At 60.3% G+C, this 26,025-nt stretch carries 25 protein-coding genes; 14 read left to right on the forward strand and 11 right to left on the reverse strand.

Annotated features, from left to right (window positions below; all coding sequences use genetic code 11):
• The first annotated feature begins 2 nt into the window (after positions 1-2).
• From ACOYXE_RS19175 to ACOYXE_RS19185, 3 genes are all read left to right on the forward strand, one after another.
• Positions 3-857: a MaoC family dehydratase gene (locus tag ACOYXE_RS19175; RefSeq protein WP_160055530.1), complete on the forward strand. Its 855-nt coding sequence runs from the start codon at positions 3-5 to the stop codon at positions 855-857.
• 299 nt (positions 858-1,156) lie between these two features.
• Complete coding sequence (locus tag ACOYXE_RS19180) at positions 1,157-2,740, forward strand: collagen-like triple helix repeat-containing protein (RefSeq protein ID WP_460926443.1); 1,584 nt, start codon at positions 1,157-1,159, stop codon at positions 2,738-2,740.
• A gap of 134 nt (positions 2,741-2,874) precedes the next feature.
• On the forward strand, positions 2,875-4,545 hold the full coding sequence (locus ACOYXE_RS19185; RefSeq protein WP_460926444.1) for a ShlB/FhaC/HecB family hemolysin secretion/activation protein: 1,671 nt from the start codon (positions 2,875-2,877) through the stop codon (positions 4,543-4,545).
• Between the two features lie 495 nt (positions 4,546-5,040).
• On the opposite strand, the gene ACOYXE_RS19190 is transcribed toward ACOYXE_RS19185, so the two are convergent.
• Complete coding sequence (locus ACOYXE_RS19190; RefSeq protein WP_405122379.1) at positions 5,041-5,451, reverse strand: response regulator; 411 nt, start codon at positions 5,449-5,451, stop codon at positions 5,041-5,043.
• A gap of 71 nt (positions 5,452-5,522) precedes the next feature.
• Positions 5,523-5,729, reverse strand: a complete 207-nt coding sequence (locus ACOYXE_RS19195; RefSeq protein ID WP_405124240.1) for a Flp family type IVb pilin — start codon at positions 5,727-5,729, stop codon at positions 5,523-5,525.
• A 338-nt stretch (positions 5,730-6,067) separates the two neighbouring features.
• Between ACOYXE_RS19195 and cpaB the strand changes: the two genes are divergently transcribed.
• From cpaB to ACOYXE_RS19235, 8 genes are read left to right on the forward strand one after another with little or no spacing between them, the layout of a single operon-like run.
• Positions 6,068-7,009, forward strand: coding sequence for a Flp pilus assembly protein CpaB (gene cpaB, locus ACOYXE_RS19200; RefSeq protein ID WP_110721137.1), 942 nt, complete (start codon positions 6,068-6,070; stop codon positions 7,007-7,009).
• A gap of 20 nt (positions 7,010-7,029) precedes the next feature.
• Entirely contained in the window at positions 7,030-8,247 is a 1,218-nt protein-coding gene (locus ACOYXE_RS19205) for a type II and III secretion system protein family protein (protein ID WP_460926445.1), read from the forward strand.
• Positions 8,244-9,434, forward strand: coding sequence for a pilus assembly protein (locus tag ACOYXE_RS19210; RefSeq protein WP_160055516.1), 1,191 nt, complete (start codon positions 8,244-8,246; stop codon positions 9,432-9,434). The genes ACOYXE_RS19205 and ACOYXE_RS19210 overlap by 4 nt, the downstream gene beginning before the upstream one ends.
• Positions 9,431-10,699: a CpaF family protein gene (locus tag ACOYXE_RS19215; RefSeq protein WP_460926446.1), complete on the forward strand. Its 1,269-nt coding sequence runs from the start codon at positions 9,431-9,433 to the stop codon at positions 10,697-10,699. The genes ACOYXE_RS19210 and ACOYXE_RS19215 overlap by 4 nt, the downstream gene beginning before the upstream one ends.
• Before the next feature lie 18 nt (positions 10,700-10,717).
• Complete coding sequence (locus tag ACOYXE_RS19220; protein WP_160055512.1) at positions 10,718-11,602, forward strand: type II secretion system F family protein; 885 nt, start codon at positions 10,718-10,720, stop codon at positions 11,600-11,602.
• Between the two features lies 1 nt (position 11,603).
• The gene (locus ACOYXE_RS19225) at positions 11,604-12,488 is read left to right on the forward strand and encodes a type II secretion system F family protein (protein ID WP_460926447.1); all 885 of its coding nucleotides are present in this window, start codon (positions 11,604-11,606) and stop codon (positions 12,486-12,488) included.
• 22 nt (positions 12,489-12,510) lie between these two features.
• Positions 12,511-13,233: a hypothetical protein gene (locus ACOYXE_RS19230; RefSeq protein WP_460926448.1), complete on the forward strand. Its 723-nt coding sequence runs from the start codon at positions 12,511-12,513 to the stop codon at positions 13,231-13,233.
• A gap of 10 nt (positions 13,234-13,243) precedes the next feature.
• On the forward strand, positions 13,244-13,516 hold the full coding sequence (locus tag ACOYXE_RS19235) for a DUF3613 domain-containing protein (RefSeq protein ID WP_095121984.1): 273 nt from the start codon (positions 13,244-13,246) through the stop codon (positions 13,514-13,516).
• A gap of 116 nt (positions 13,517-13,632) precedes the next feature.
• Here the strand turns inward: ACOYXE_RS19235 and ACOYXE_RS19240 are convergent, their stop codons facing one another.
• The 3 genes from ACOYXE_RS19240 to ACOYXE_RS19250 all read right to left on the reverse strand — a co-directional run bounded on the left by ACOYXE_RS19240 (position 13,633) and on the right by ACOYXE_RS19250 (position 16,426).
• A complete protein-coding gene (locus ACOYXE_RS19240; RefSeq protein ID WP_150706227.1) occupies positions 13,633-13,995 on the reverse strand; it encodes a DUF6124 family protein in 363 nt (120 codons plus the stop codon).
• 1,045 nt (positions 13,996-15,040) lie between these two features.
• Positions 15,041-15,829: a response regulator gene (locus ACOYXE_RS19245; protein WP_460926449.1), complete on the reverse strand. Its 789-nt coding sequence runs from the start codon at positions 15,827-15,829 to the stop codon at positions 15,041-15,043.
• Positions 15,830-15,955: 126 nt separating this feature from the next.
• Positions 15,956-16,426, reverse strand: coding sequence for a prepilin peptidase (locus ACOYXE_RS19250; protein WP_405122383.1), 471 nt, complete (start codon positions 16,424-16,426; stop codon positions 15,956-15,958).
• A 75-nt stretch (positions 16,427-16,501) separates the two neighbouring features.
• Between ACOYXE_RS19250 and ACOYXE_RS19255 the strand changes: the two genes are divergently transcribed.
• Entirely contained in the window at positions 16,502-16,945 is a 444-nt protein-coding gene (locus tag ACOYXE_RS19255; RefSeq protein ID WP_095121976.1) for a TadE/TadG family type IV pilus assembly protein, read from the forward strand.
• On the forward strand, positions 16,942-19,695 hold the full coding sequence (locus tag ACOYXE_RS19260) for a PAS domain-containing protein (protein ID WP_460926450.1): 2,754 nt from the start codon (positions 16,942-16,944) through the stop codon (positions 19,693-19,695). Before ACOYXE_RS19255 ends, ACOYXE_RS19260 begins: the two co-directional genes overlap by 4 nt.
• On the opposite strand, the gene ACOYXE_RS19265 is transcribed toward ACOYXE_RS19260, so the two are convergent.
• The 6 genes from ACOYXE_RS19265 to ACOYXE_RS19290 all read right to left on the reverse strand — a co-directional run bounded on the left by ACOYXE_RS19265 (position 19,692) and on the right by ACOYXE_RS19290 (position 25,392).
• Positions 19,692-21,689: a pilus assembly protein TadG-related protein gene (locus ACOYXE_RS19265; protein WP_460926451.1), complete on the reverse strand. Its 1,998-nt coding sequence runs from the start codon at positions 21,687-21,689 to the stop codon at positions 19,692-19,694. The two genes, ACOYXE_RS19260 and ACOYXE_RS19265, sit on opposite strands and share 4 nt — an antisense overlap.
• A 120-nt stretch (positions 21,690-21,809) precedes the next feature.
• Positions 21,810-22,751: an IS110 family transposase gene (locus tag ACOYXE_RS19270; protein ID WP_405124250.1), complete on the reverse strand. Its 942-nt coding sequence runs from the start codon at positions 22,749-22,751 to the stop codon at positions 21,810-21,812.
• Positions 22,752-23,101: 350 nt separating this feature from the next.
• Positions 23,102-23,659 carry a DUF4136 domain-containing protein gene (locus ACOYXE_RS19275; RefSeq protein ID WP_160055496.1) on the reverse strand — a complete coding sequence of 186 codons (558 nt, stop codon included), beginning with the start codon at positions 23,657-23,659 and terminating at the stop codon, positions 23,102-23,104.
• A gap of 54 nt (positions 23,660-23,713) precedes the next feature.
• Positions 23,714-24,328 carry a DUF4136 domain-containing protein gene (locus ACOYXE_RS19280; protein ID WP_160055494.1) on the reverse strand — a complete coding sequence of 205 codons (615 nt, stop codon included), beginning with the start codon at positions 24,326-24,328 and terminating at the stop codon, positions 23,714-23,716.
• A 12-nt stretch (positions 24,329-24,340) separates the two neighbouring features.
• Complete coding sequence (locus tag ACOYXE_RS19285) at positions 24,341-25,090, reverse strand: methyltransferase (RefSeq protein ID WP_460926452.1); 750 nt, start codon at positions 25,088-25,090, stop codon at positions 24,341-24,343.
• Positions 25,090-25,392: a MazG-like family protein gene (locus ACOYXE_RS19290; RefSeq protein ID WP_135294881.1), complete on the reverse strand. Its 303-nt coding sequence runs from the start codon at positions 25,390-25,392 to the stop codon at positions 25,090-25,092. The genes ACOYXE_RS19285 and ACOYXE_RS19290 overlap by 1 nt, the downstream gene beginning before the upstream one ends.
• Before the next feature lie 183 nt (positions 25,393-25,575).
• On the opposite strand from ACOYXE_RS19290, the gene ACOYXE_RS19295 reads away from it, so the two are divergent.
• Positions 25,576-25,869 carry a hypothetical protein gene (locus ACOYXE_RS19295; RefSeq protein WP_064388791.1) on the forward strand — a complete coding sequence of 98 codons (294 nt, stop codon included), beginning with the start codon at positions 25,576-25,578 and terminating at the stop codon, positions 25,867-25,869.
• Positions 25,870-26,025 lie beyond the last annotated feature (156 nt).

Consider the following 26,025-nt stretch of genomic DNA (forward strand, 5'->3'; position numbering starts at 1 on the left):
GCATGAGCATCGAATGGCATACGCTGGATCGCGAGCCGAGTCTGCCCGGGCTGTATGCACGGGCGGCGACGCGACGGAAAATCACCGGTACCCGGTTGCCCGACAGTGGTTTGCGCTGTTGGGTCGATGTCGATGGCAAACGCTTGGCGGCCTATCGCAAGGTCTGCGGATTCACCGATGACGGTCTGTTGCCGCCGACGTATCCGCATGTCCTCGCCTTTGCCTTGCAGATGCAATTGCTCACCGCCAGGGAGTTTCCGTTTCCTCTGTTGGGGTTGATTCATCTGAGCAACCGCATTCGCGTGTTGCGACCGATGGGCGGAATCGGTCGGGCGCAAGTGAGCGTGCGCGTGACAAATCTGCAAGCGCATCCCAAAGGTGCAACGTTCGATCTGCTGACCACGCTGGATGACCAGCTCGGGCCGTTGTGGGAAGCCGAAAGCCAGATGCTCTGTCGGGGGGTGAAGCTTGAGGGCGAGGCTGTCGAGCAGACCTGGGAGCCCTCGCAATCATTGGTGGAGGTGGCGCGCTGGAAAGCCCCGGCCGATATCGGTCGGCAATACGCCAAAGTCTCCGGAGACTACAACCCGATTCACCTGAGTGCAGCCAGCGCCAAGCTGTTCGGTTTTCCAACAGCCATCGCCCATGGTTTGTGGAACAAGGCGCGAACGCTCGCGGCGCTGGGCGATCATTTGCCCAAGGCCAACCTCGAGATCGCCGTGCACTTTCGTAAACCGGTGCGCCTGCCCAGTGAAGTGACCTTGCTGGCGAGTGCGGCGGGGTCCAGTGGTGAGTTGCGGCTGATCGGTGCACAAGACCTCGAACACATGGTCGGGCAGTGGCAACCCATTGCCTGAGCTCGCGGGACACCGTTAATTGTGTGTATATAACTTAAGTTTCCGCCGTCCTTGCCCCTTCCACTGAAAAAACCCGGGCCTTGATTATCAAGGCCTTTTTTTGTGCGGCTATATCGTGGGTATTAGTCCTTAGGCGCTGAATTTCGCCCTCTATATAAAGGCGTTAATACCAACTTGAGAATGGCCTGAAACCCGCCCCTGGACTGAGATTGAGCACAACGGTCGAAGGCATCACCGACGACAGATCGGCGAGCCATCGAAGTCAACGAACGTTGTGACAGGTGCAAGGAATTACGATCATGAAAACTCAAGGCGTATGGTGCAAATCGGCAATCGCTCTGGCATTGATTCTCTCCCTTGACCTCACCGGGTGCAGCAGCGGTGGTGGCGGTCATAAAAGCAGTTCCGGCAGTTCCGCGGCGGACGGCACCGCCGGCACTGGCGGCACCTCGGGTACTGGCGGTACGGGGGGCACCGGTGATACTGCGGGCACTGGCGGCACTGGCGGAACCGGTAACACAGGTGGTACTGGCGGAACCGGTGGTACAGGTGGCACCGATCCGACCAATCCAACCAACCCGACAGATCCGACCGATCCCACCAACCCGACCAATCCAACCACCACACCGTTGGTGACCACCACACTGGTGCAGGATGTCGGTAATACCGTCGCTGGCGTCGGCGATGGCGTTGGCCAGATCGGTGACTCGCTGAGCAGCGTTCCTGTTGTCGGTGGCGTTGTACAAAGTGCGGCCAACACCGCCGGCAATGTCGTCAGCACCTTGGGTGACGGTGTCGCCAATGGCGTAGGCAAGCTGGCGACCGACCCTAAAGGCCTGACCACCACCGTCGCTTCGGTCGGCGGTGTGGTGACCGATGTGGGCAACGGTGTCTCTGATCTCAGCGGCAAACTGGCAACCGCGACCGGCAGCGTTCCGGTGGTGGGCGGTGTTGTGACCAAAGTCGCGCCGCTGCTTGACGGTGTCGGCGAGAAAGTCACCATGCTCGGCAATACCCTCGACACCACGCTGACCAACGGCCCGACCAGCCAACTGACGAACAAAGTCGGCGGTAGTCTGGTTCCCGTGATCGCAATGGTCGAAAGCACCACCGACAAACTCGGCACTGCCACCGGGCTCGGCGATCCACTCAAAGGCGCGATCTCGCAAGTCGGCGGCGCGGTGAACACCCTGGGCGGCAAGGTCACCGATGCGGGTAACGGCAATGCCTTGACCAACACCCTCGGCGGCGCGTTGAGCGATACCGGCACCGCGGTCGGCAAGGCTGGTGGTCTGGTGTCCAACGGCACCGGCTCGGGTACTGGCGGTGTGGGTGGTGGTCTGGGCGGCGGCCTCGGTGGTACTGGCCTGCTGCAAACCGTCGGCGGTGCCGTGGTCAACGTCGGCGCAGGCCTGAATGCCGGCAATACCAATGGCGTGGTCAGCGCAGGCGGCGTTACCGCTGTCGGCCTGGGTAATACCGTGGCTTCGCTCAACACCGTACTTGGCGGTTCGGGCACCCCGATCACCGCAACCACCTCACCTCTGGCCACGGTTGGCGCCACCTTGGGCACGGGTCTGAATCCGGTCACCAGCGCTGTGACCAACGTGACCCAACAACTCGGCGCAGCGACCGGTATCGGAGCACCCGTCGCCGGTCTCACCGGCCAGGTTGGCGGTGCGGTCAGCAGTATCGGCAACACCATTGCCGCGACCAACAATCCGGTCACCACAGCGGTCGGTGGTCTGGTCAGCAACGTGGGCGGCACCGTTGCCGCCGTCGGTGGACTGGTCAACGGGGGTACCAGCGGAGCTGCCACCGGTGGCGGTCTGGGCGGTGTACTCGGTGGTCTGACTAATACCCTGGGGGGCAACAAACGCTAAATTGCACCTGGCCGATTCGACGGCCTCACCTACAGCGCCTACGCTTGGTTGAGGGCGGAAGATTCCCACGAGTCTTCCGCCTTTTTTCTTAGGAGAATTCAGCCCAGTGCTGTGATCTGACCATGGAGTGTCCTATGCGCGTAATGGCATCCCTGCTGTTCCTCAGTCTCAGTTCCGCCGCCCTCGCCGACACCCTGCCCAGTTTTCTCAACAGCAACGAAACCATCCGCAACCTGCCGGTGCCGAACCTGCCCGCCGACGCCTATCGCCCGAGCGCCACGCCCGTGCAAGTGCCGGACGCCGGTGCCGCCGCTGCGCAACCACTGTTGATGGAGACCAAGATCAATTTGCAAACCGTGCAGATCGAAGGCGGAACCCTTTACCCGCTCAACGAACTCGCCGAAATCTACAAACCCCTGATCGGCCGCCAAGCCACGCTCGCCGAACTGATCGAGGCCACGCGCAGCATCACTCGACGCTATCAGCAGGACGGCTACCTGCTGTCCTACGCGTTCTTGCCGCAGCAAAATTTCAATGACGGCGTAGCGCGCGTGGTGCTGGTGGAAGGCTACGTGCGCGATATCCAGATCGAGGGCGATGTCGGTCGGGTCAAAGCCCTGCTCGACAAACTGGCGGCGAAGATCCAGGCCGAACGGCCGCTGACCCGCAAGACGTTCGAGCGCTACACCACGCTGATGACGCGCATCCCCGGCGTAACGATCCAGGCCCAGGTACCACCGCCCGGTACCACAGACGGCGCGACAACGCTGGTCGCCCAGGCCAGTCGCAAACCCTTCACCAGTACGCTGAGCACCACCGAAGACAACCGCAACGGCACCCAGGCTTTGCTCGGCGTCAGTAGCAATTCGCAAACCTCGATGGGCGAACAACTGACCCTCAGCGGTCTGTTTCCACCGGGTGATGATCACGAACATTACTACCGCCTCGACTACAACCAGTTCCTCAATGACGAGGGCGCGCAACTGGCGCTGTCTGCTTCACGCTACCGTGCTGACCCCGGCACCAATGTCCTGCTCGACAATGGCCTGCAACTCAAACCGCACCGCGAAAACGACCGCTACTCGATCGGTTTCACCCTGCCGCTGATTGCCGCTTCCAACGAACTGCTGACGGCCGGCTCAAGGCTTTACGCGGTCAACGACAAGACCCGCTACAAGGTGATCGGCTTCCCGCTGAGTGTCGAAGAACGAACCGACATCCGCGCCCTCGCCTTCGAGAGCGACTGGCGCAAGGCCGATGCCCGCCAACTGCGCATCCTCAGTGGCGGTGTGTACCAAGGCGTCGACAGCATGGGCGCGAAAACCAACAACAACGCCATCGACCTCGACTTCTTTCGCCTGCGCCTGTCTGGCGTGCAGAGCGACAAGTTCCTCGATAACTGGCAAGGCGTGCTGTCGGCCGCGCTGTACTGGAGCGACGACACCCTGCCAGACAGCGAACGCGCGGTGTTCGGCGGGCAGAACTTCGGTCGCGGTTATCCCGACGATCAAGCGTCCGGCGACAAGGGCTGGGGCGTAGCGTACGAGGTCAACTACAGCTTCAACCGCGACGGCAACTGGGTGCGAATCCTGCAACCGTACGTGGTGCTCGACCGCTCGCGCAGCTGGTTCAATGAACTGCCGGTAAAGGCCAACAATCTGTCATCGGCCGCAATCGGGCTACGGTTTGGCGATGCCAAGTACTACAACATTGCGCTGGAGGCGGCGAAGGCGATGTCGGATGAAGCCCTGGACACGTTCAATCGCAAGCCCCGGTACAGCATCAGTTTCAGCTACCAGTTGTAAGCTGAAACACCAAGGAGGCTTCAGCAGCGGCGGGTGGAATGTACAACCGGCAGAAATGGGTCGGCTTGCAGGCCGCCTTCGCGAGCAAGCTCGCTCCCACAGTTGAACTGGGTGCATACAGAGAGAAATTTGGTCGGTGAGCCCACCTCGCACCGCGTCGCTCCTCACCACTCAACAGGATGAGCGTTAGCTCGGCTGCAGCTCTTGATCTTGATCCACGGGCGACGTCGGAAGGCTGAGTGGAGGGATTGATCCGGGGGTGGGAGCGTAGCGACCGTTTGGCGAAGCCAAACACAGCGAGAGGAGGTGCAGCGAAGCAAACCGTAGGCGCTGCCCCCGGATCGATCCCGCAGCGAAGGAACCCCGAGCCCCAGCGAGCGGGCCGCACGTAGGAGCAAGCCTTTTTGGTTACTTTTTCGGCGTCTGGAAAAAGTGACCCGCCGTAAGGGCGGAACCCTAATCAGCCACACCCGCAGCAACGGATATGCCCCCCAATCACCCAGCCACATTACTCCGAGGCTTGGGAAACAAATTATCCAGAGTCTCCAACAACCTGACGTAATAAATCGGCTTGCGAAACAGATCCACCACCTGCAACCGCAACAGATCACTGACGTCTTCCATATCCGCATGCCCCGACATCACAATCACCGGCAAATGCTGCCGAGAAGTATGCTCACGCAACCGCTTGATCAACGACATCCCGGACTCCTCCGGCATACGCAAATCAGTAATCACCAACGCAATATCGGGATGGCGCGTCAGATGATGCAACGCCAGCTTCACCGACGTTGCGGTATGACAAGTAAACCCCTCACCCTCCAGCAACTCCGCCAGCTCCAGCAACGCGTCCTCCTCGTCGTCAACCAGAAGCAACTGTTGGCGCTGCGGCGAAGACGCGTTCATAGGCAATACCTGAAAGCTGAATGGAAAATCCATTGTAGTGCGATATCAGCCAGGTGCAGCGTTCCCATGACTCAAGGCGTCGGCCGTGTCACAGCCGTACCATCAAGAGACGTCAAAATATTATTGAAGATCGCCAGCACCCTATCGCCAAGAGGGGTTACGAATGCCACAACCACGACGGCGACCATCGCCACCACAATGGCGTACTCGATCGCCGAAGCCCCTTCTTCGTTCTTGATGAACACCCGGGTTCTGGACATTAGATAGTCGAAAGTCATGCGAAACATAGGACTGCTCCTTTGCGCCTCTGGCGCTGATGTCACTACAACGGCAAAGAACCACCGTGCCATTTGAGCATTGTCAACAAACCCCCACCCAACAACTGTAAGAACGGATTAATCACAAAGGATTAATCACATCGCGAAGTTGCCGATTGCTGCTGTTAATTGGCCAAGACTCATACTTTAGTGGGTTATTTTCCTGTCACTAATGGCGTTTTGGCTTGGATCAGCTAGCGTGGAAATAGCGAAATAGTTGCATGTTCATAGCTGCCGGATTGGGAACTTCTCTCGTAAGCAAGTGCGGTGGGTAGTGCAGCAGGAAAGGGAGAGCCGTCATGAACAGTCGCGTCACCATGGGCCTTGCAGCCATCCTTATGCTTGGAGCGATCTTTGTCGGTTACTGGGGACTGGTGCTCAGTCGTCAACCGGCACCCGTCGCCGAAGCCCCCGTTGCCCCAGCCGTCACCGTTGAAAAAACTGTCGCGATCGCCGAAGACCAGGCCCGCCAACCGGTGGTGGTACTGCTGCACGACGTGCCACCCTTTACCGCGCTGACCGCTGCCGATGTAGCGGTGGAAAAACTGCGCAGTGCACCGGCTGGCAGCTTGAGCAATGTCGATCAGGCCATCGGCCGCACACCCTGGCGGCACCTCAGCGCCGGCACCTGGCTGAACGATGAAAGCTTCACCGCCGGCGGCTCACTGGCACGCATGATTCACAGCGATGAACGCGCGCTCACCGTAGCGGTCGACGAAGTGATCGGCGCGGCCGGGCAACTGATCCCCGGGGATTACGTCGATGTCTTGCTCTACCTGCGCCAGGATTCCAGCAACCTCGAACAGTCGGCACAGATCGTTTTACCGGCCATGCGCGTGCTGGGTGTCGGCGATCAATACGGCCTGACCAACGACGGCCAACCCGCCTCGCCGGCCCTGAGCGCCGAGGAAAAACTCAAACAGGATCAACGCCGCATCGCCGCGCGCACCGTGGTGCTGGCGGTGCCGGAACAACTGCTCAGCCGACTGATGCTGGCAACGCAAGTCGGCACCTTGCGTCTGGCCGTACGCAGCAGTGAAGAACAACGCCTGGCCAAATACTGGGCCGGCGAAACTCAGGCGCCGGAGCATCTGAGCAGCGCCAACAGCCAACTCTTCCAGTTCACCCAACTGGCCTTGGGCGCTGGACCGAAAGCGCCTACCGGCGGCGGTTCCGGCGCGGCCCCGAGGCCTGCCGTGGAAATCATTCGCGGCAATCAGATCACCCAACAAAACCCATGACTGCGCAAGGATCCAAGGGCATGCAGAGTCGTTTCACGCCGACATTCAAATCCATGCTGCGCGCCCTGCTACTGATGGGCCTGTCGATGGACGCCGCGTTGGCGGCGGTCGGCAATTGTTCGGCACTGGGGCGCATGCCGCCGGTGATCGAAATCGGCGAAGGCTTTCAACAGGACGTACAGTCGCCGGTAGCGATCACCCGTCTGGCGATTGGCGATCCGAAAATCGCCGACGTGCACGCCAACGGCAGTTCGTCCTTTCTGCTCACCGGCGTTGCGCCCGGGGCCACCAGCCTGATGGTCTGGACGTCGTGTTCAAGCGAGCCGCGCCAAAGCATGGTCTTTGTTCAGGGCGCCGCCACTGCCGCCATGACCGCCACCCTGCCCTCGGATGACCCGAGCCTGCCGTCGCAAGTGCAGACCGACATTCGTTTCGTCGAAGTCAGCCGGACCAAACTCAAGGAAGCCACCGCCTCGCTGATCGGCACGCGCGGCAACTTTCTGTTCGGTTCGCCCGGCACCCTGCCACCGATTGATGGTGTGCCGCAGCCACGCCTGCCGGTGGACAACTCACTGTTCAACTTCTCGTGGGTCGGCGGCAAGACCATGGCGATCATCAATGCGCTGGAAACCAGCGGTTTCGCCTATACCCTCGCGCGGCCAAGTCTGGTGGCACTGAACGGGCAGAGCGCAAGCTTTCTGGCCGGCGGTGAAATTCCGATTCCGGTGCCCAGTTCCGGTAGCGACAGCGTGTCGATCGAATACAAGGAATTCGGTATCCGCCTGACCCTGACACCGACCATCATCGGCCGCGATCGCATTGCGTTGAAGGTCGCCCCGGAAGTCAGCGAACTGGACTTCAGCAACGCCGTGCAGATTGCCGGCACCACTGTGCCGGCCCTGACCATCCGCCGCACCGACACCAGCGTGTCACTCGGCGATGGCGAAAGCTTCGTCATCAGCGGCTTGATCAGCACCACCAACAGCTCACAAGTGAACAAGTTTCCCGGCCTCGGCGACATCCCGGTGCTCGGTGCGTTTTTCAAAGGCTCGCAGATCAAGCGCGAAGAACGCGAACTGCTGATGATCGTCACCCCGCATCTGGTCCAGCCACTGGCCGCCGATGCGCAACTGCCGTCGCTACCGGGTGAAAAACTGCGTAACTACGATCCGAATTTCTACCGCATGTTCTTCCTTGAAAACGGCAACTTCGACAAGCGCAGCGGGTTATCGCAATGAGCCAGAGCCTGAGCCAGACCTTTCTCGCCATCACCCGCAACAGCACCGATCTGGAGTGGCTGCAAGGCGCGCTCGCACCGTTGGGCCAAGTGGTCAGCGCCGGTGGCGGCAGCCTTGATGAACTGCTGGCGCTGGTGGACGTGACCTTTGCCAATCTGGTGTTCGTCGGCCTTGATCGCGAGCACGTGGTCGCCCAGAGCGCGTTGATCGAAGGCGCGCTGGAGGCCAAACCGATGCTGGCGATCGTGGCCCTTGGTGACGGCATGGACAATCAGTTGGTGCTCAACGCGATGCGCGCCGGCGCCCGGGATTTTGTCGCTTACGGTTCACGCTCCAGTGAAGTCGCCGGGCTGGTGCGGCGCTTGAGCAAACGCCTGCCGCCCGTGGCACCGAATACGCAATTGGGCGGCCTCACGGTGATGTATGGCGTGCAGAGCAGTTCCGACGGCGCACTGCTGGCCAATCACATGGCATTGGTGGTGCAAAAAAGCGGTCAGCAAACCTTGTTGCTTGATCTCGGTTTGCCGCGCGGTGACAGCCTCGCCCTGCTCGGGCTGGAAAGTTCGTTCCACTTCGGCGATGCCTTGCGCCACTTGCGCAGGCTCGACGCCACGCTGATCGACAGCGCCTTCACCAGTGCCGAAGCCGGCCTGCGGATTCTCGCCTACGCCAGCAACGACGAGCCGCTGGAAAACACCAGCGCCGCCGAGCTGTACATGTTGCTCAGCGCCTTGCGCCAGCACTTCCAGCACATCGTTGTGAACCTCACCGGGCAGACCGACAGCGAAGCCTTGCGCACCTTTGTCAGCCACTGCGACAAGTTGCTCTGGTACACCGATCAGAACGTGCTCAACTGCCGACGCAACCTCGCCGTGCTCAATCTGTGGCGGGAAAAAGGCATGAAGCTCGACCACGGGCGCCTGCTGATCGACCGCTACCTGAGCAATGTCGCGCCCAACTCGGAAACCCTCGGCAAGACCTTCAATCTGGAAGTGATCGCCACACTGGCCCTCACCCCGGAAGTTCGTCTGAACGCGAAAAACCAGGGCGTGAGCCTGTTCGAACTGGCCCCGCGCGAAAAACTCACCCAGAGCCTGCGCGCCCTCGGCGAACGTCTGGCCAAACGTTCCGAAGGCCTGGCCAAACCTAAAGTGACCTGGTTCGACCGCTTGCGAGGCACCTCATGAGCGCAGAAAAACTCTTCGGTGCGGCGCCCCGCAGTGGCGTCGGCAACAGCGATCACGAAGGCCTGAAACTGGTCCTGCATCGCTACATCATTGACGCCCTCGAAGAGTCCGGGAAAAACCTGCTGGAAGGTTCTCGCCAGCAGCTCGCGCAATTCGTCACCGACAAAGTCGCCGAATACATCGCCCGTTTGCACCTGGCGATTTCCCGCTACGAAATGGAACGGCTGGCCGAAGAGATCGTCGACGAACTCACCGGTTTCGGCCCGCTGGAAGTGTTGCTGCGCGATCAGTCGGTGACCGAGATTCTGGTCAACGGCCCGCACCGGGTGTTCATCGAACGCGACGGTGTACTGCACCAGAGTGACCTGCGGTTTATCGACGCGCATCACGTCGAACGCGTGATGCAGCGCATCCTCGCGCCGCTCGGTCGGCGCCTCGACGAGTCTTCGCCGATGGTCGATGCACGCCTGCCGGATGGCAGCCGGGTCAACGCAATCATTCCGCCGATCGCCCTCGACGGTCCATGCCTGTCGATCCGTAAATTTCGCAAGGACATGCTCAAGAGCAGCGACCTGATGGCGATGCAAACCATCGACCTGTCGATCTTCGAGTTTTTCCAGGACGCCGTAGGCAAGCGCTGCAACATCCTGATCAGCGGCGGCACGGGCACCGGCAAGACCACGCTGTTGAACATTCTCAGCCAGTTGATCAACCCGCACGAGCGTCTGGTGACCATCGAAGACGTCGCCGAATTGCAGCTCGGTCACCCGCACGTGGTGCGCCTGGAAACGCGGCCGCCGAATGCCGATGGCCACGGTGAAGTGAAGGCCAGCGACCTGATTCGCAACGCCCTGCGGATGCGCCCTGACCGGATCATCCTCGGCGAGATTCGTGGCGTCGAAGTGGTCGACGTCCTCACCGCGATGAACACCGGTCACGACGGTTCGATGAGCACCGTGCACGCCAACAACGCCCAGGATGCGCTGTTGCGCTTGGAAACACTGGTCGACCTGACCGGACGCTCCATCGCCGAACGCACCCTGCGCCAGATGATCTGCGCCGCCCTCGACGTGATCATCCAGTTGACGCGCATGCCTGACGGGCGCCGCTGCGTCAGTGAAGTCGTGGAGGTGGTCGGCATTCGCGAGGACGTTTACGTCACCAATACCTTGTTCCGCCTCGACCGCCGCAGCGGTTTCGGCTTCCTGCGCGAAGCCGTCAATCCGGCCGGCGACAAGCTGCGCCACGAGGCTCATCTGGGCTGACGGCAAGGAGCACCGAGCATGTTGGGACCGATCATTCTCATTGTTATCTGCCTGACGCTGCTGGGGCTGTCGATCCGTCTGTTCCTGCAAGGCCTGCGCAAGACCGCCACGGAAAAAGTCCTCAACCGACTCGCCGCGGGGCAGCCGCAACTGGCGCCGGAAAAACCTGTGTGGGTCGGGCTGGAGCGGATGTTTCTGCGTGCAGGACTGGGCCGCCCGACCGAGCGTTTCGGTCTGTGGCTAAGTCTGTGGGCGCTGGCGATGGCGCTGGGGTTTTTTCTCGCCGACTGGGTCGGGCTGCTGCTGATGATCGTCATACCGCCACTGCTGTTGCGGCTGTACATCGGCATTCTTTACCAGCGCCGGGTCAAACGGATGATCGAGCAACTGCCGCAGTTGCTTGACCACACCGTGCGCAGCCTGAAGTCCGGGCGCACCTTGAGCGACGCAGTCATGGGCGGCATTGAAGCCAGTGAAGATCCGCTGAAAAAAGCCATGGGCCGGGTCCAGCGCAACGTGCAACTAGGCGTGAACTTGCCGGACGCCGTCAGCGATTTCGCCGAACTGTATGAACAGGACGAACTGCGCATGTTCGCCCTCGGCCTCAAAGTCAATCATCGCTACGGCGGCAACGCCAGCGAGCTGCTGGAGAACCTGATCAAACTGATCCGCGAACGCGACCAAGGCGCGCGGCAACTGCGTGCGCTCACCGGCGAAACGCGCATGACCGCGTGGGTGCTCGGCTCGTTACCGTTGCTGCTGGTGAGTTACTTCATGCTGACCAACCCCGGTTACATGCTCGGGATGTGGAACGACGCGAGCGGGCAGCACATGCTGATCAGCGCTGCCGTGTTGCAAGTGTTCGGAAGCCTGGCGCTGTGGCGCATGTTACGGAGCGTCTGACATGGTCTACCTCGCCGCTCTCATGTTGCTGCTCGGCGCCCTGCTACTCGTGGTCAATCACTTGCTCACCGAACGGCGCCGGGTGCGTCAGGTCAATCAGCGCTTGCAAGGGCATCTGGTGCGTGAAAACCGCTTCGGCAGTTGGCTGCGCGCACTGGGCGGCAGTAAGTTCGGACAACGCTCGGTGAGCATCGACAGCGAAACCCAGACTCTGCTCAACCGCATCGGCTGGCGCCGCTCTAGCGAACGGGCGCTGTACGCCGCCTGCCAGATCGGCACGCCGTTGCTGACGTTGGGTTTGGCGATTTTTCTGCAAGAGGTGTTTTTCCCGGAGGCTGACAACCGCTGGATCGTGCCGATGCTCGCCACCGGCGCCGGCTATCTGCTGCCCAAACGCTTGCTGGCCTACGCGGCGGCACGTCGGCAAAGAACCATCGCCGTGGAGGTGTCGACGTTCATTCCGCTGCTGCGCATCCTCTTCGAATCCGGCATGGCCGTCGAACAGGCCCTGCGCGTGCTCAGCATCGAAGCGCAAAAACTGCTGCCGGAACTGACCAGCGAACTGCGCCTGATCCTGACCCGTGTCGACTCTGGCCTGGAACTCGGCCAAGAGTTAAACAAAACCGCAGTAATGCTCGCCGTCGACGAATTCACTGACACCTGCGTGATCCTCCAGCAACTGATTCAACAGGGCGGTGGCGCGATGAAATCGCTGCTGGCGCTCAAGCAATTGCTGGATGACCGCCGCCTGACGCGCTTGCAGGAATACATCTCGAAAATGTCGGCGAAGATGTCGGTGGTGATGATGCTGTTTCTGTTTCCCGCACTGCTGATCGTCCTCGCCGGCCCGGGCTTCACCGCCATTGCCCGGGCGTTTGCAAACTGACCTTGCTCATGGAGAGCGTTTGATGAAAGTACTGATAGTCATCGCAAGTCTGTTGCTGCTCGGCGGTTGCGCCACCGACGGCCAGGCACCTTGGACGGCACTGCTGTCACCGAGCAGTTGCAGCAAAATGACCCAGGAGCAGGAGCTGGCCCTGAACCTCGCAGACGACCTGGCCAACGACGGCAAACTGCATGCCAGCCTCGCCAACCTGCAAAGCCTGCCGGACAACATCAGCGAAGTGCGCCTGCGCAAAGCCAAGGTCTATCGCCTGCTCGGCCGCAGCGAAGCCGAGCCGCTGTACCGCAGCCTGCTCGGCGGCTGCCTGACCGCCGAAGCCGAACACGGCCTCGGCCAGCTCTACGCCGCTCGCGGCGACAACGGCCAGGCCCAGGCCCACCTGCAACGCGCCGCCCGACTGGCCCCCACCGACGAAAAAATCCGCAACGACCTCGGCGTGGTCTACCTCAACCAGCTGCGCCTGAACGACGCACGTTTCGAGTTTCTCACCGCCATCGAACTCAAGCAGAACAACCAACTGGCGACCCTGAACATGGTCACCCTTCTGCTGTACCAGAACGACTGGCCACAAGCCGCCGAAATCGTCAGCCGCGCGAAACTGACCCCGCAACAATTCACCGAAGCCCAGCAACGCGCAGAAAAACTCAAAGCCCCGGTCAAGACCAAACCGGCCACCAGCAACCAAGTGGCCGCCGTCGTCGACCCGTTGCCGTCACCGATCAAATAAGGAGACAGCCATGCATCCCTTTAAAGGCCTGTGCTACCTGACCCTGCTCAGCCTGCCCCTCAGCGCCACCGCCATCGACGCCGGCCCCGCCTCGGCGCAACAACAGGAAACCGAAGGCTGGCTGGTCCTGCAAAGCCGCAACAAAGCCGCCTCGCCCAAGCCACAAACGGCAACCGCGACCGAACGGGATCTGGCGATGCAGCGCTGGTTGAAGAAGTACAAATATGAGATTCCGGATTTTTATGATCCGGATGCGGGTGGGAAGATCGAGACCAAGAATTAGTGAGGTGCTGACCTTGCGAGCGCTTTCGCGAGCAGGCTCGCTCCCACCTTTTGAAATGCACTCCACCTGTGGGAACGAGCCTGCTCGCGAAGAACGATGACGCGGTGTGTGACGGATCAGGTCTGCGGATCGACCCGATCCAGTGCCCGGTTTACCGCCAGCTCAGCCAGCATGATGATCTGCTGAATCGCCAGCGCGGTATTGCGCTCGGGCCGGCCGAGCTGATCGGCAAAGTTACCGGCCAGCGTATTGGCCGAAGCCAGGGATTCGCAGGCGTGGGCGAGCAGGCTTTCCGTATCGATTTTCGGATGGATGAGAAACATCGTGCTCGGTTGGCGGGGTTTTGCAGGTTCGGGGCAGAGGTAGAAATCGAGAGCGCGTTTGATCGCTTCGCGGTTTTTGGCGAGGTTGTCGGCGCGGATGGCTTCTTCGAGCGGGGTGGTGGATTCGAGGGGTGGGTCGGGGATCAGTTTGTCCATTGAAACAACTCCAAAGTCTTTGCCGCCACCCTCTGCCATTCTCACGGGGCAAAAGGTGGCAGCTGTATGCGGGGTGAGAATACCGGTTATGGACACCCGGCCAGACCGAAGTCTGCCCGCACACAGCCGCCATGACACATTGCAGACAGCAGACAAGCTGGCGGCGATTATGCGTGCACAAGGACTGGATGACCATAAATTGCCGGGTTCTCACACCCGATCGCTGAGTGTTCAGCGACAGCCAGAGACTAGAGAGCTCACGTCCGACGGACAACCTGAAAACAGTGTGGGAAGGTTCTGGTTATCTGCCACAAATTTAAACAGCCAAAAGCCAACCCTCACCCTAGCCCTCTCCCGGAGGGAGAGGGGACTGACCGGGGTGTTTGGTAGAGGTACGCCGACGTGAAATACCGCGTCGAACTCAGATTATGAAATAGATCAAAAGCCCCTCACCCTAACCCTAACCCTCTCCCAGAGGGAGAGGGGACTGAACGAGGTGTTTGGAAAAGGTACGCCGACGTGAAATACCGCGTCGAACTCAGATTATGAAATAGATCAAAAGCCCCTCACCCTAACCCTCTCCCAGAGGGAGAGGGGACTGACCGTGGTGTTTGGGAGAGCTACGCCGACGTGAAATATCGAGTCGAATTCAGATTTTGAACCAGATCAAAAGCCCCTCACCCGCTCCTAACCACTCAACAGGATGAGCGTTAGCTCGGCTGCAGCTTTTGATCTGTTGGCCCCTTCGGCAGGCTGAGTGGAGGGATTTATCCGGGGGTGGGAGCGCAGCGACCGTTTGGCGAAGCCAAACACATCGAGAGGAGGTGCAGCGAAGCAAACCGTAGGCGATGCCCCCGGATAGATCCCGGAACGAAGGAACCCCGAGCCCCAGCGAGGGGCCGAACGCCGGGGCCCAGCCTTTTGGTTACTTTTTGGCGTCTGAAAAAGTGACCCGCCGTAAGGGCGGAACCGCCAGCCGCAACACCCAAAAAAACGGATATACACACCAAACCCCAAGAACCTGGTCGGCCCAAAGGCCGCCAAGTCAATGCGCCGTAACCCGCTGCCGCGCAGCCGAAGCACTCGGCGAAAGAGCCAAAGCCAACTGCGTCCGATTATGCATATGCGTCAACCGCAACACCTGCGAAACATAAAGCTTCACCGTGTTCTCGGTAATCCCCAACTCACAGGCAATCTGATAATTGGTCTGCCCCTTACCGACCAACCGCGCCACATCCAGTTGCCGCGGCGACAACTGATTGAAAATCGCCGGCATCTCCTGCGCCTCAACCTCGGTGGGCTCACCACCCAACCCATCGCGAACCACCGACGAAGGACTGCGCCGCACCTTGTCCAGATCCTGATAAAGGTCATCAATCGACTCAGACAAATACTGCAACTTCTGATTCAAATGCCCCAGTTGCAGATTCTTCTGCCGCTCCTGCAGAGCCACCTCCTGTCGCCGCACACCTTCGAGCAATTCATCCAGATCAATCGGTTTCTGATAATAATCGGCAATCCCGGCACGCAACGCCTTGATCACGTCCTGCTTGTCGGCACGCCCAGTCAGCATGATCGCCTCGAACGCCCGATGCTTGCCCGCCAGCCGCTGCAATTCCTGAATCAACTGAATGCCATCCATGTCCGGCATGTGCAGATCACTCAGCACCAGACCGATCTCCGCGTCCTCACTGAAACGCTCGATCGCCTGCGCACTGGACTCACACGGCACACAGCGATAACCGCTACTTTCAAGAAACTCGCACAACTCCTCCACAATCAACGGCTGATCGTCGACCACGAGGACTTTTACCGCAGACGTAAGCTTGTTCACGTGCTACTCCATGTCCCAGGCCAAAGCTGACCATTCCTGTACTGCCAGCCTTTGGCTGTATAACCAGTTCCTTTGAAAGTAGACGTACTTTCCGACTATGTACATAGAACTAATGGCGCTTGGCGACTAATGGATCCAAAGTACAACGAGCACAGCACCGACCAGCACGAACGGAGCAAATGGCAGCTTTTTTGACATGTCGGGAGCCAGATATCGCAGACGTTCTCTAAGCCCTTGACTCATATGGAGCCAGACTCTTGGCGCCAGCAGCAGCCAGATCACGCTGCCGAGCCCCGCGCCAATAAACACGCCGAGAATGAACAGACCGTCCGTCGCAAGGCCAAGAGCTGTCATTAATTTCACATCGCCGGCGCCCATCCGGCCCATGAAAAACCCCGGCAGGGTCAGCCCCAGTGCGATCAGGCAGGCCCAGCCGCCCTGCCCTGCGTCAGCGCCCAGCCAAGTGCTGCCCGTCCACAGCAGCCAGATCAGCGCCAGCGCCGCCGCGCCAAGGGTCAGCCCATTGGCAATGCGCCGCTGGCGAGCATCTTGCGCAGCGCACAGCCCCAACCAGATCAGGAGGATAAAACTGTACATCGGGTAAAAACCGTCCATTTTTGCGGAATGATTCTATGCTGATACTACGCAGTGACAGTCAGGGTAGACGCACTCATGAAAACCGGCTTTCGGAAGTCGCAAAAAGGTGCGGTGGCGATTGAGTTCGCCTTGGTGTTCATCATTTTTTTCGCCGTGTTTTACGGTCTGGTCAGTTACAGCCTGCCCTTGGTGATGATGCAATCGTTCAACCAGGCCACCTCCGAAGCGGTACGCCGCAGTGTCGCGGTCGATCCCAACACGCCCAACTATTCAACGGTGGTGCTCAACACCGCGAACGCTACGCTGACCCAGCAATTGTCCTGGATTCCGCCGGTCTTCAACCTGGTGGTCGGCGTTGATACCAGCAGCCAATACAGCGCTTCAGGCCTGCTGACGGTGCGAGTGGATTATCCGGTCAGCAAGTTGAATCAGGTCATGCCGTTTCTGGTGCTTCCGGTCGTTGGCACAGTGCCCAATCTGCCCACCTACCTGACCGCCAAATCGAGTCTGCAATTTTGACGTCGGGGGACAACCTCTTCGGGCGCTTGCTCAAACGCACGCCGCCCGCCGCCCACGAGTTGCCCGACCCACTCGGCTCACCCGCAACAGGCTTGCACCTGTACCTGAACGACGACGGTGACGTGCTGCAAATCGCCGGCCCGCTGCGGCATCTGCTGGCGCAGTTCAAACCTCAAGATCAACCCCTGCCACTCAGCACTTATCTGCTGCCCCACAGCACGTTGACCATCGAAGGTCGGCCGAGGGAGTGGCAGGGGCTCTTGCTGGATCTCGACTTCTTCGGTCTGGGTGAGCAAACCGTGCACCTGCGGGGCTGGGTACAGCCGCTGGGCGAAGGCTGGCTGATGCAGCTGATCGACATCGCTGACTTGCTGCTCGAACGCCAACAATCGCGTCAGCGTGATGCCTGCCAATTGATTGCCGGGCAGGTCAGCGAACAGTTACGCGCTTGCAGCCAAGTGCGTTTGCCGGTGATCGTAAGCGAACAATTGCAAATGATCGCCCAGCGCTGGCATATCCCCTGTCTGGCGCTGGCCTTGCTTGATGATGAACAACAGGGGTGGCAAATCCATCGCCAGTATCGCGCCCACGATGCACCGACCCTGTGGCATGACGGCCAGCGCCTGGGCACGCCGCTGGACAGCCTGAACGGCGCCGCGCCGCAACGCGTCGGCGCACACCATGGCCTCGATGAACATTCGCGGGTGCAGGCTTTGTTCGGCAGTGCCGAAGGTTTCGCAGTGCCGTACAGCGATGAGCGCGGTGTGGTGGCTTGGCTGCTCTGCGGTTTTTATCCCGTGGACAGCGCCGCGCCATACCTCACCGAGCGCGACTGGATAACGCTGGTCGGCGCACTGGCCGGACCGTTGCTCGGACGCCTGCGCGAACAACAACATCACCTGCAACTGGAACGTATCGAGTCGCTGCAAACCCTGCTGGGCACCGGTTGGTGGGAGATTTTGGCAGGCGACGCCCACATTCAACTGGCCCCCGCGCTGGCGGCGGCCCTGAACGTGAACTCTGGCGGATTAGCGCTGGAAGACTGGCTGGCGCAAATCCATCCCGCCGACCGCGACGAGTTGCGCAGCCGTCTGCAAGCCTTGCAACAACACGGTGAAGCCCTGACGTTATCGGTGCGCCTGCGCGGCGTTAATAACGAACAGGCGCCCACGTGGTATCGCGTGCAGGGCCAAGTGATTGGCAATGGCGAGTACCGCCGGTTGGTCGGTTTCATGCTCGATATCAGCGACATCCAGAACCAGCAACAACGGGCCGCCGCCGCACATGCACGGCTGGACAACCTGATCGCCAGTTCGCCGGCGGTGATTTACGTCCAGCACTACCAAGAAGGCGCGCTGATCCCGGCGTTCTTCAGTGCCAGTCTGCAACCCTTGCTGGGCTGGAGCCTTGAGGACTGCGGCGACGGCGCACTGGTCGAGATGATCCATCCCGAAGATCGCGACCTTTATTTCGCCCGCAGCCGTCAGCTGTTACGCGAAGGTTCGGTACGCGCGCGTTATCGCCTGCGCGACCGTCACGGTGAATATCACTGGCTGCTCGATGAAGCCAGGTTGCTGCGCAATGACCTCGGCCTGCCGGTGGAAGCGGTCGGTTTGTGGCTGGACGTCACCGAAGCGACCCTGGCGGCCGAGCAGGTGAAAAAGAGTGAAGAGCGCTACCGGATTCTGGTGGAGGACTCGCCGGCAATGATCTGTCGCTACCGCCCGGACCTGATTCTGACTTTCGGCAACCGGCCGTTGGCGACGTACCTGGAATGCACACCGGAGCAACTGCCGGGGGTCGATCTGGGCAGTTGGATGTCCGAAGAACAACGCGCCGCATTCGTCCTGCGCCTCGCTTCACTGACCACAGATGAACCGGTAAGCACCGCAGAAATCAGCCTGCAACTGCCCGGCCGCGAACACGCCTGGTGGGTCTGGTCCGATCGCGGCGTGTTCGATGAACACGGCCAATTGATCGAAGTGCAAGCAGTGGGCCGCGACAACACCGAAGTGCGCCGCTCGCAGCAACAACTCACGCAAAGCGCGAAAATGGCCACCCTCGGCGAAATGGCCACCGGCCTTGCCCATGAAATCAATCAGCCGCTGAACGTGATGCGCATGGCCATCGTCAACGTGCTCAAGCGTCTGGGCAACGGCGATGTGCAGGTCGACTACCTGACCGACAAACTCAACCGCATTGATGCGCAGGTGCAGCGCGCCGCGAAAGTGGTCGATCACATGCGGGTATTCGGCCGGCGTTCGGAGATTGAGCAGCAACTGTTCAACCCCGCCTCGGCCATCGAAGGCACGCTGTCGCTGCTGGCCGAAGGCATGCGCGGTAAAGGCGTGGATTTGCACATCAGCGAGACAGGGTTCGAGGTGCAAGTGCGTGGCTACGTCGATCAGCTTGAGCAGGTTCTGATCAACCTGATGGTCAATGCGCGCGACGCGTTGTTGAGCAAACGCGAGAAGGACTCGAGCTTCAAACCGTGGATTGCGATCTACGCCGAGCGCGATGAACAGAACGTGCGGTTGTGGGTCGAGGACAACGGCGGCGGCATTGATCCGCGTCTGCTGGAGCGGATCTTCGAGCCGTTCTTCACCACCAAACCGATCGGCGTCGGCACCGGGCTAGGGTTGTCGGTGAGCTACGGCATCATCGACAACATGGGCGGCCAGTTGAGCGTGCGCAATTCGGCGGAGGGCGCGCGGTTCTGCATCGAGTTGCCGGTTGCCGTGGACGCCTAGATCACCAGATAGGCCTTGCCGGTCTGGCCGCAGGTCATATTGGCACCGACGTCGACGTCCATCAGATTGATGCCCAGACCTTTGAGCAGGTTGTTCAGCAGCGGGTCGAGCAACGGACTAAGTGCACCGGTCACCACGGGCAACAATCGGTTGGTGACATCGCTGATCAACGAGGCAACGCCGGTAACGATGGCACCCAACGGGTTGCTGCCCTGCGGTTTGTAGACGATCAGGTTGATGCCCGCGAGGGTGCTCGACAGGCTGCCGACGATGTTGCTGGTTGGCGCGGCCGGCAAGATGCTCGGCGGCAGTTTGAGGTTGGCCGGGGTGGCGAACGGCGTGCTGCTGGTGAACACCAGGTCTTGCGAAGTTTGCCCGACACTGGTGTCGAGCATGATGCCGATGCCTCCCGCGCCGAAAGGAACATGGGTGGCAGGATCACAGGTGCCGAGCAGCAGGATTTTGTGACAGGTGACGATCCCCAGATCGATCAGCGCCAAAGGCGCCACCGTGGGTTCGGCCGCTGAAGAAAAGGCATTGGCCGGATCGATCTTGCCGAGTTTCAAGTCAGCGATGGACGTAATGGTATGCGCAGTCAGGCTCTTGGTGCCGGTGGTGCCCGTCGGACAGCTGTAATCGGTGACATAACTCTTGGCGCCGCCGGCATCCAGACTGATGTCGATTTGCGGTGATGGCAGCAATTGTGGATCAAGTTGCTCGCAACCCGCGCCCAACAGGCACAGGACCGAATTGAGCGTACTGACCAGATTCAGACTCAGTAGTGCATTGAGGGTCGGGGTCAATCCACCGACCAGCCCCAGCACGGCATTGGTCAGCCCCGTCACCCCGGACAGTACCGGCAGATTCACGGAGACCAGCGTGCGAACCTGCGCCGTACGCACATAAATCCGGTCCGCCCCGGTCGGATTGACCTTGGCCCGCGCCGGATCGCCAATCGCGGAAAACTGCGGCGGTTCGATCACTTTCACCCGCACCGTGACATTCGCCAGCCCGAGCACACTGATCGGCAACGTCGCCGCCACCGCACTCTTGCTGTTGGCCAGTTGCACCACGCCCTGAATCAGCTGCAGCAGTTGCAGATTGGCGTCCAATCCTGCCGATGTAGTGCCGGTCTGCAATTGCAGGATGTCGCCCAGTTTGACCGGCGCCGCGTTGATCGCCGCCACCTGCAATTGGCCCAGCGCAGTGGTCACCTGCGCGGTCGCGCCATTGAGTTGCACCACGGTCGCCGCCGCCTGGATCAGTTGCGTCACCGTGGCCTGAGTGTTGAGCAACTGCGTGTAATTGCCCGCCGCGACGTTGAGATTGATCGCCAGTTGATCAAGGTATTTGAGCAGGTTGATGTCGGTGTTCAGCAGGCCATCCCAGCCCAGTGCCGTGAGGTTGACGTTGCCGCCTAGCAGCCCGGAAAACAGCGGATTGAGGATGTTCGACTGGGCCGTATCGATGCTGGCCAGGGTGCTGCGAATATTCAGTTGCGCCACCGTCGGCTGCGGTTTGGCGGCCACCGCCGAGGCATTGAGCGTGGTATTGAGACTGACCGGTGTACCGCTGAACAAGGCCTGTATACCACCGGCAAAACTGGTGGTCAGCGTGCGACTGGCAACGACTTTGACCGCTGCCGCTTGCGTGGCATCTACCGCGAACGTGCGCAGGCCGGTGGCGGCCGTCACCAAGGTGCCGCACGTAGTGGCGAGGGTGTTGCTGACATCAACAATGTAGCCATTGCGCACGGCGCTTTGCCCGGCGTAACTGGCGGCGCTCAGCCCCGGCAGGCAATTACCGCCACGACTCACGGCTTCGAGGGCGGCGTTGTCGACCACCCGCTGCAATTTGCGTTGTTCCATGTACAAGCGGCCGGTGTCGACCACCAACAGCAGCATCACCACCGCCAGACTGAGGGTGGCCGCCGCCATCAAGCCAATCGCCCCGCGCTGGCGGGCCGGGCCGTTGAATCGCGAACGAGGCGACATGGCGCACTCCTTTGCCGCTAGCTCCATTGGTGCAATTGAGTGTAGACACGCCTAATGGCAACGCGCCATTTTGAACAGACAAACATCCCTGTGGGAGATTCTATGGTTGAGGGGAAGCCCTCAACTGACTTTTGTCTGATATTCGCTTTGCCCTTTCAGCAAGGCGAATACCACCCGAGCAAGTTTGCGAGCCAGCATCACCAACGCCTGCGTGGTGCTGAAACCCCGTGCTCTTTGGGCTTCGTAAAACCCTTTCCAGGCTATCGTACGGCTAGCCGACATCGCTGCGTTGTGCAAAAGTCGGCGGGCCTCGGGGTCTCCGCGCTTGGTCAAGCTGCGGCGACCGTCCTTTTGCCCTGATTTCGATACCCGTAAATCCATGCCCAGGAAGGCGATAAACGCATCCGCGTTGCTAAATTCCCCCCGCTGAAACGCCGTGAGCAGGCGCGCTCCGGTCAGAAATCCAATGCCCTCAACTTTCAGGCAACGCTTCAATTGGCAGAGCAAACCGGCTTGTTTGAGCTGATCGTTGATCGTCTTTTCGATCATCGTTTCAAGCCGCTGCATGGATTTTATTTGTTCAGCAAAAGCTGCCTTCAACAGCGGCTCATTCGACCAGCTCTGCACCAGGCCGACCCTTGCCTGGACCAAAGCCGCGCGGCGGCGGAAAAGGCTCAGGAGCTGGCGGTACAGCGGTGATGGCGGGGTCCAGGGGCGCAACTCCTCGGCTTCGTTCTTCAGGTAACGGGCCAGCAGCTTGGCGTCCAAGGCGTCGGTTTTGGCGCGGATCTTCACGCCTTCGCGGTAATGTTTGAGTTCATAGCCACCCACCATGTAAATCGTGCAACCGGCCGCATAGGCCAAATCAGCGAATTCCAGGTGGTAGATGTTGGTTGCCTCAATGGCAATAGACACGGGGCCGAGCAAGGCCTTCAGCCACTGCTTGATGGATGTTTTGGTGTTGGGAATCGCTTCAAGCAGATCGCTATCGGCCTGATAAATCACCAGTTCATTTTTGGCGACATCCACGCCAACGATCGGATTTGATAGAGCGACTGGCATTGCCACAGGATTTCCTCCGGGATAAGGTTTGAGCACTTGAAGGGCTCACCCAGAGGCGCAGGCTTGTTCCTATCGTCGGTCTAGCCAGATGCATTCTTTATCGGCGCTTGGGTGAAAGGAGGAGGGGCGAAATCTCCCACGGTCTGTGCTGCGTCAACAGCCAGAATCGAGCCTTGTCCCTCCTCCTCCCTTCAAGTCCTACCATACAAGCGAGCCTGCTCGCGAAGGCGTCGTGTCAGATAAATAACAGTTGAATGACACCCTGCTTTCGCGAGCAGGCTCGCTCCCACATTAGAATTTAGGGTGGAACAAAAAAATCGGAGCTCAACAGCTCCGACTTTTTAACGGATTCAGCGCGGTGGATAGTTGGCCAGAATCCGCCCGACCGTCTCGCGGATGGCATTGCTGCGATCATCGGGATTCGGCTTGCCGGACAGCATCTGCTCATCACTGCCGCGCCATACCAGTTTGCCATCCTTGCCGTCGAGCAGGTCGATCTGGATGGTCGCCACCTTGTAGGTGATGTTGCGCGTTTCGTTGTACATCGGCGCGCCCCAGTAGCCGTTCCACGGGCCGCCCCAGCCGCCGCCGTAGTTGGTCGTCACTTGCTGCTGACGATCCTCGACGATCAGGTAAGTCTGCACATACAAGTCACCCTTGGCACCCGCCGCCGCTGGACGCAAACCGCGCTGGTCGAGCTGATCGGCCACAGCCTGGCGAATGCGTTGCTCGGTCAGGTCGCTTTTGATCCGCGGATCATCGGGGCGGTATTGCAGGGCGGGGTCTTTCCAGCTCCAGCTGCGATAGGCGGCAAAGTCGCGGCTGGCATCGAAGTCATGGTTGACCTGGTTGGCGGCGCAGGCGCTGAGCAGCACGGCCATGGCCAGTAAAGCGAGACGGCGGAACATGGGTTTTCTCCGGTTGAAGACATGAACCTGCGGCAGCTTCTGATTGGCAGGAAGCTAACTGGGAGGATACGCCGACATGGCCTTTTCCACAGCCTCGCGGATCGAGTCGGTGCGATCGATTTCGCTGCCCTTGTTCGCGGTTTCGGCGCTCGCGCTCCACACCGGCTGACCGCTGCCGGCGTCGAACAGATTGACCTGCACCACCACGACTTGCTCGGAATAGGTGCGCACGATCGGCACCGTGTTGTACATGCCGTAACCGCGACCATAGCGATCATAGCCACCGTATCCACCGCCGTAATAACCGTAGTCGTCCTGGACCTGACGCAAGCGGGTTTCCAGACGCAGATCGGCGCTGACCAGCAAGTCGGCCGGGCGATTGTCGTGCAACGGGCGCAAGCCGCGCTGATCCAGCGCATTGCTCACCGCTTCGGCCACTTGCGCCGAATCGGCCCAGGCCGTGCCCGGCGGCAGTTGCCCGTTGAGCCAGGCCCAACTGCGATAACGCCCATAGTCACGCGGCGGTGCCGGGTACGCGCTGCGGTCGAAGGTGGTGACCGCTTGCGGCGGCGCCGGAGGCAAGGGCCGCGATTGCGCCACGTACGGGTTGCTGCTCTGGCAAGCAGCCAAGCCCAGACACATCAGCAGTAACCCGGATTGAGCTTTCATGTCGCGCTCCGATCAGATCGGCCGGCAGATCCAGTGCAAATAGCGCCCAAGCCCGGCGAAGCTTGGGTGACGACGGTGAGCGAGCTCCATCTCGAGCAAATCGACGAGTTCGGCGCGGGCCTGGAATTCCACTGGCATGTAGTCATGGAAAACCCGGATCCCACTCTGGGTTTCGACCTGCCACAGGCCGTCGAGTTGCGTTGCCAATTCTCGTGGATCGAGCGGCTGCTGCGGAGTCAGACTCTGCTTTTCGCCGGCCATGGCGTTCTTGCGCATTTTCTTGAAATGGCCTTTGAGCAGGTTGCGGTAGATCAGCGCGTCGCGGTTGTAGAACGCCAGCGACAACCAGCCACCGGGTTTGGTCAGTTGATGCAGCACCGGCAGGATCGCGTGGGGTTCGGCGAGCCATTCCAGCACGGCGTGGCAGATCACCAGATCGTACGGTTCAGTGAGTTGGTCGAGCAGTTCCTGCCATGGTGCCTGAATGAATGTCGCGGTCTGCCCGGCTTCGGCGAAGCGCTGACGCGCGCCGTCGAGCATCGGTGCGGCCGGCTCGGTGAAAGTCACGTCGTGGCCGCGTTCGGCCAGCCACAGCGACATGTGGCCAAGACCACCGCCAATGTCGAGCACCCGCAACGGGCGATCCGGTAACGCTTCGGCCAGGTCAGCCTGCAACACCGCGAGACGGATCGCACCTTTGGCGCCACCGTAGATTTTTTCGGCGAAACGCGTCGCCAACTGATCGAAATGCCGGTCGCTCATCAGTTGAACCGCCGTTCGCTGTCGGCGAGCTTGCTGCGCACCACTTCATTCATGTCCAACCCCAGCTCGCTGCACAGCAGCAACAGATACAGCACGATGTCACCAACTTCCTGCCCGGCATGGGCGAGTTTGTCAGCGGGCAACTGGCGCGACTGGTCTTCCGTCAGCCACTGGAAGATTTCCACCAGCTCGGACATCTCGACGCTGGCGGCCATGGCGAGGTTTTTCGGGCTGTGAAATTGCCGCCAGTCATTGCGGTCGCGAATGGCGTGCAGGCGTTCGGTCAGTTCAACAAGGTTCATCGGGTTCTCCTGAAGACGTATAGCTTCGGGGGGATACCCACCAAAGGCAAGCGGCGCGGGTGATCTAATGTGGGAGCGAGCCTGCTCGCTCCCACACGGGATTGGTGCAAACCTTCTATCATGCAGGGAACTCGGCCACCCGCGTTGTGGCCCAAGGCTCAGCTCTTTCATCAGGATGCACACATGCAGGTAGAAAGCTTTTTCGAATGGCTCGGGCAGGCGCTCGGTTCGATCATCCGCTTTATCGTTGATGGCCTCAGTGGCTTGTTCAACATTCTGAGCAATGCCGGCGGCAACTTTGTCGACGGGCTGGCGAAGACGCTGGGCATGGACACCTCGATCATCAGCATCATCGCGCTGATCGTCGGGCTGATGCTGTTGTGGTCGGCGATTCGCGCGTTCATGAATGCGTCGATCATTGCCGGGATTATCTGGTTGTTGCTGGGGTTGTGGTTATTGAGCTGGATTATTCATTAGGCCGTTGAAGAGCCCCTCACCCTAACCCTCTCCCGGAGGGAGAGGGGACTGAATGGGGGATATTCAAGAGCTACACCGACTTGAGCGAGTTTCAGCGAATCCATAATCGGCACATTCTCTCAGGTCGATGGATGACGCCAGACACCTCGGTCGGCT

The organism is Pseudomonas sp. MC6 (assembly GCF_054790575.1).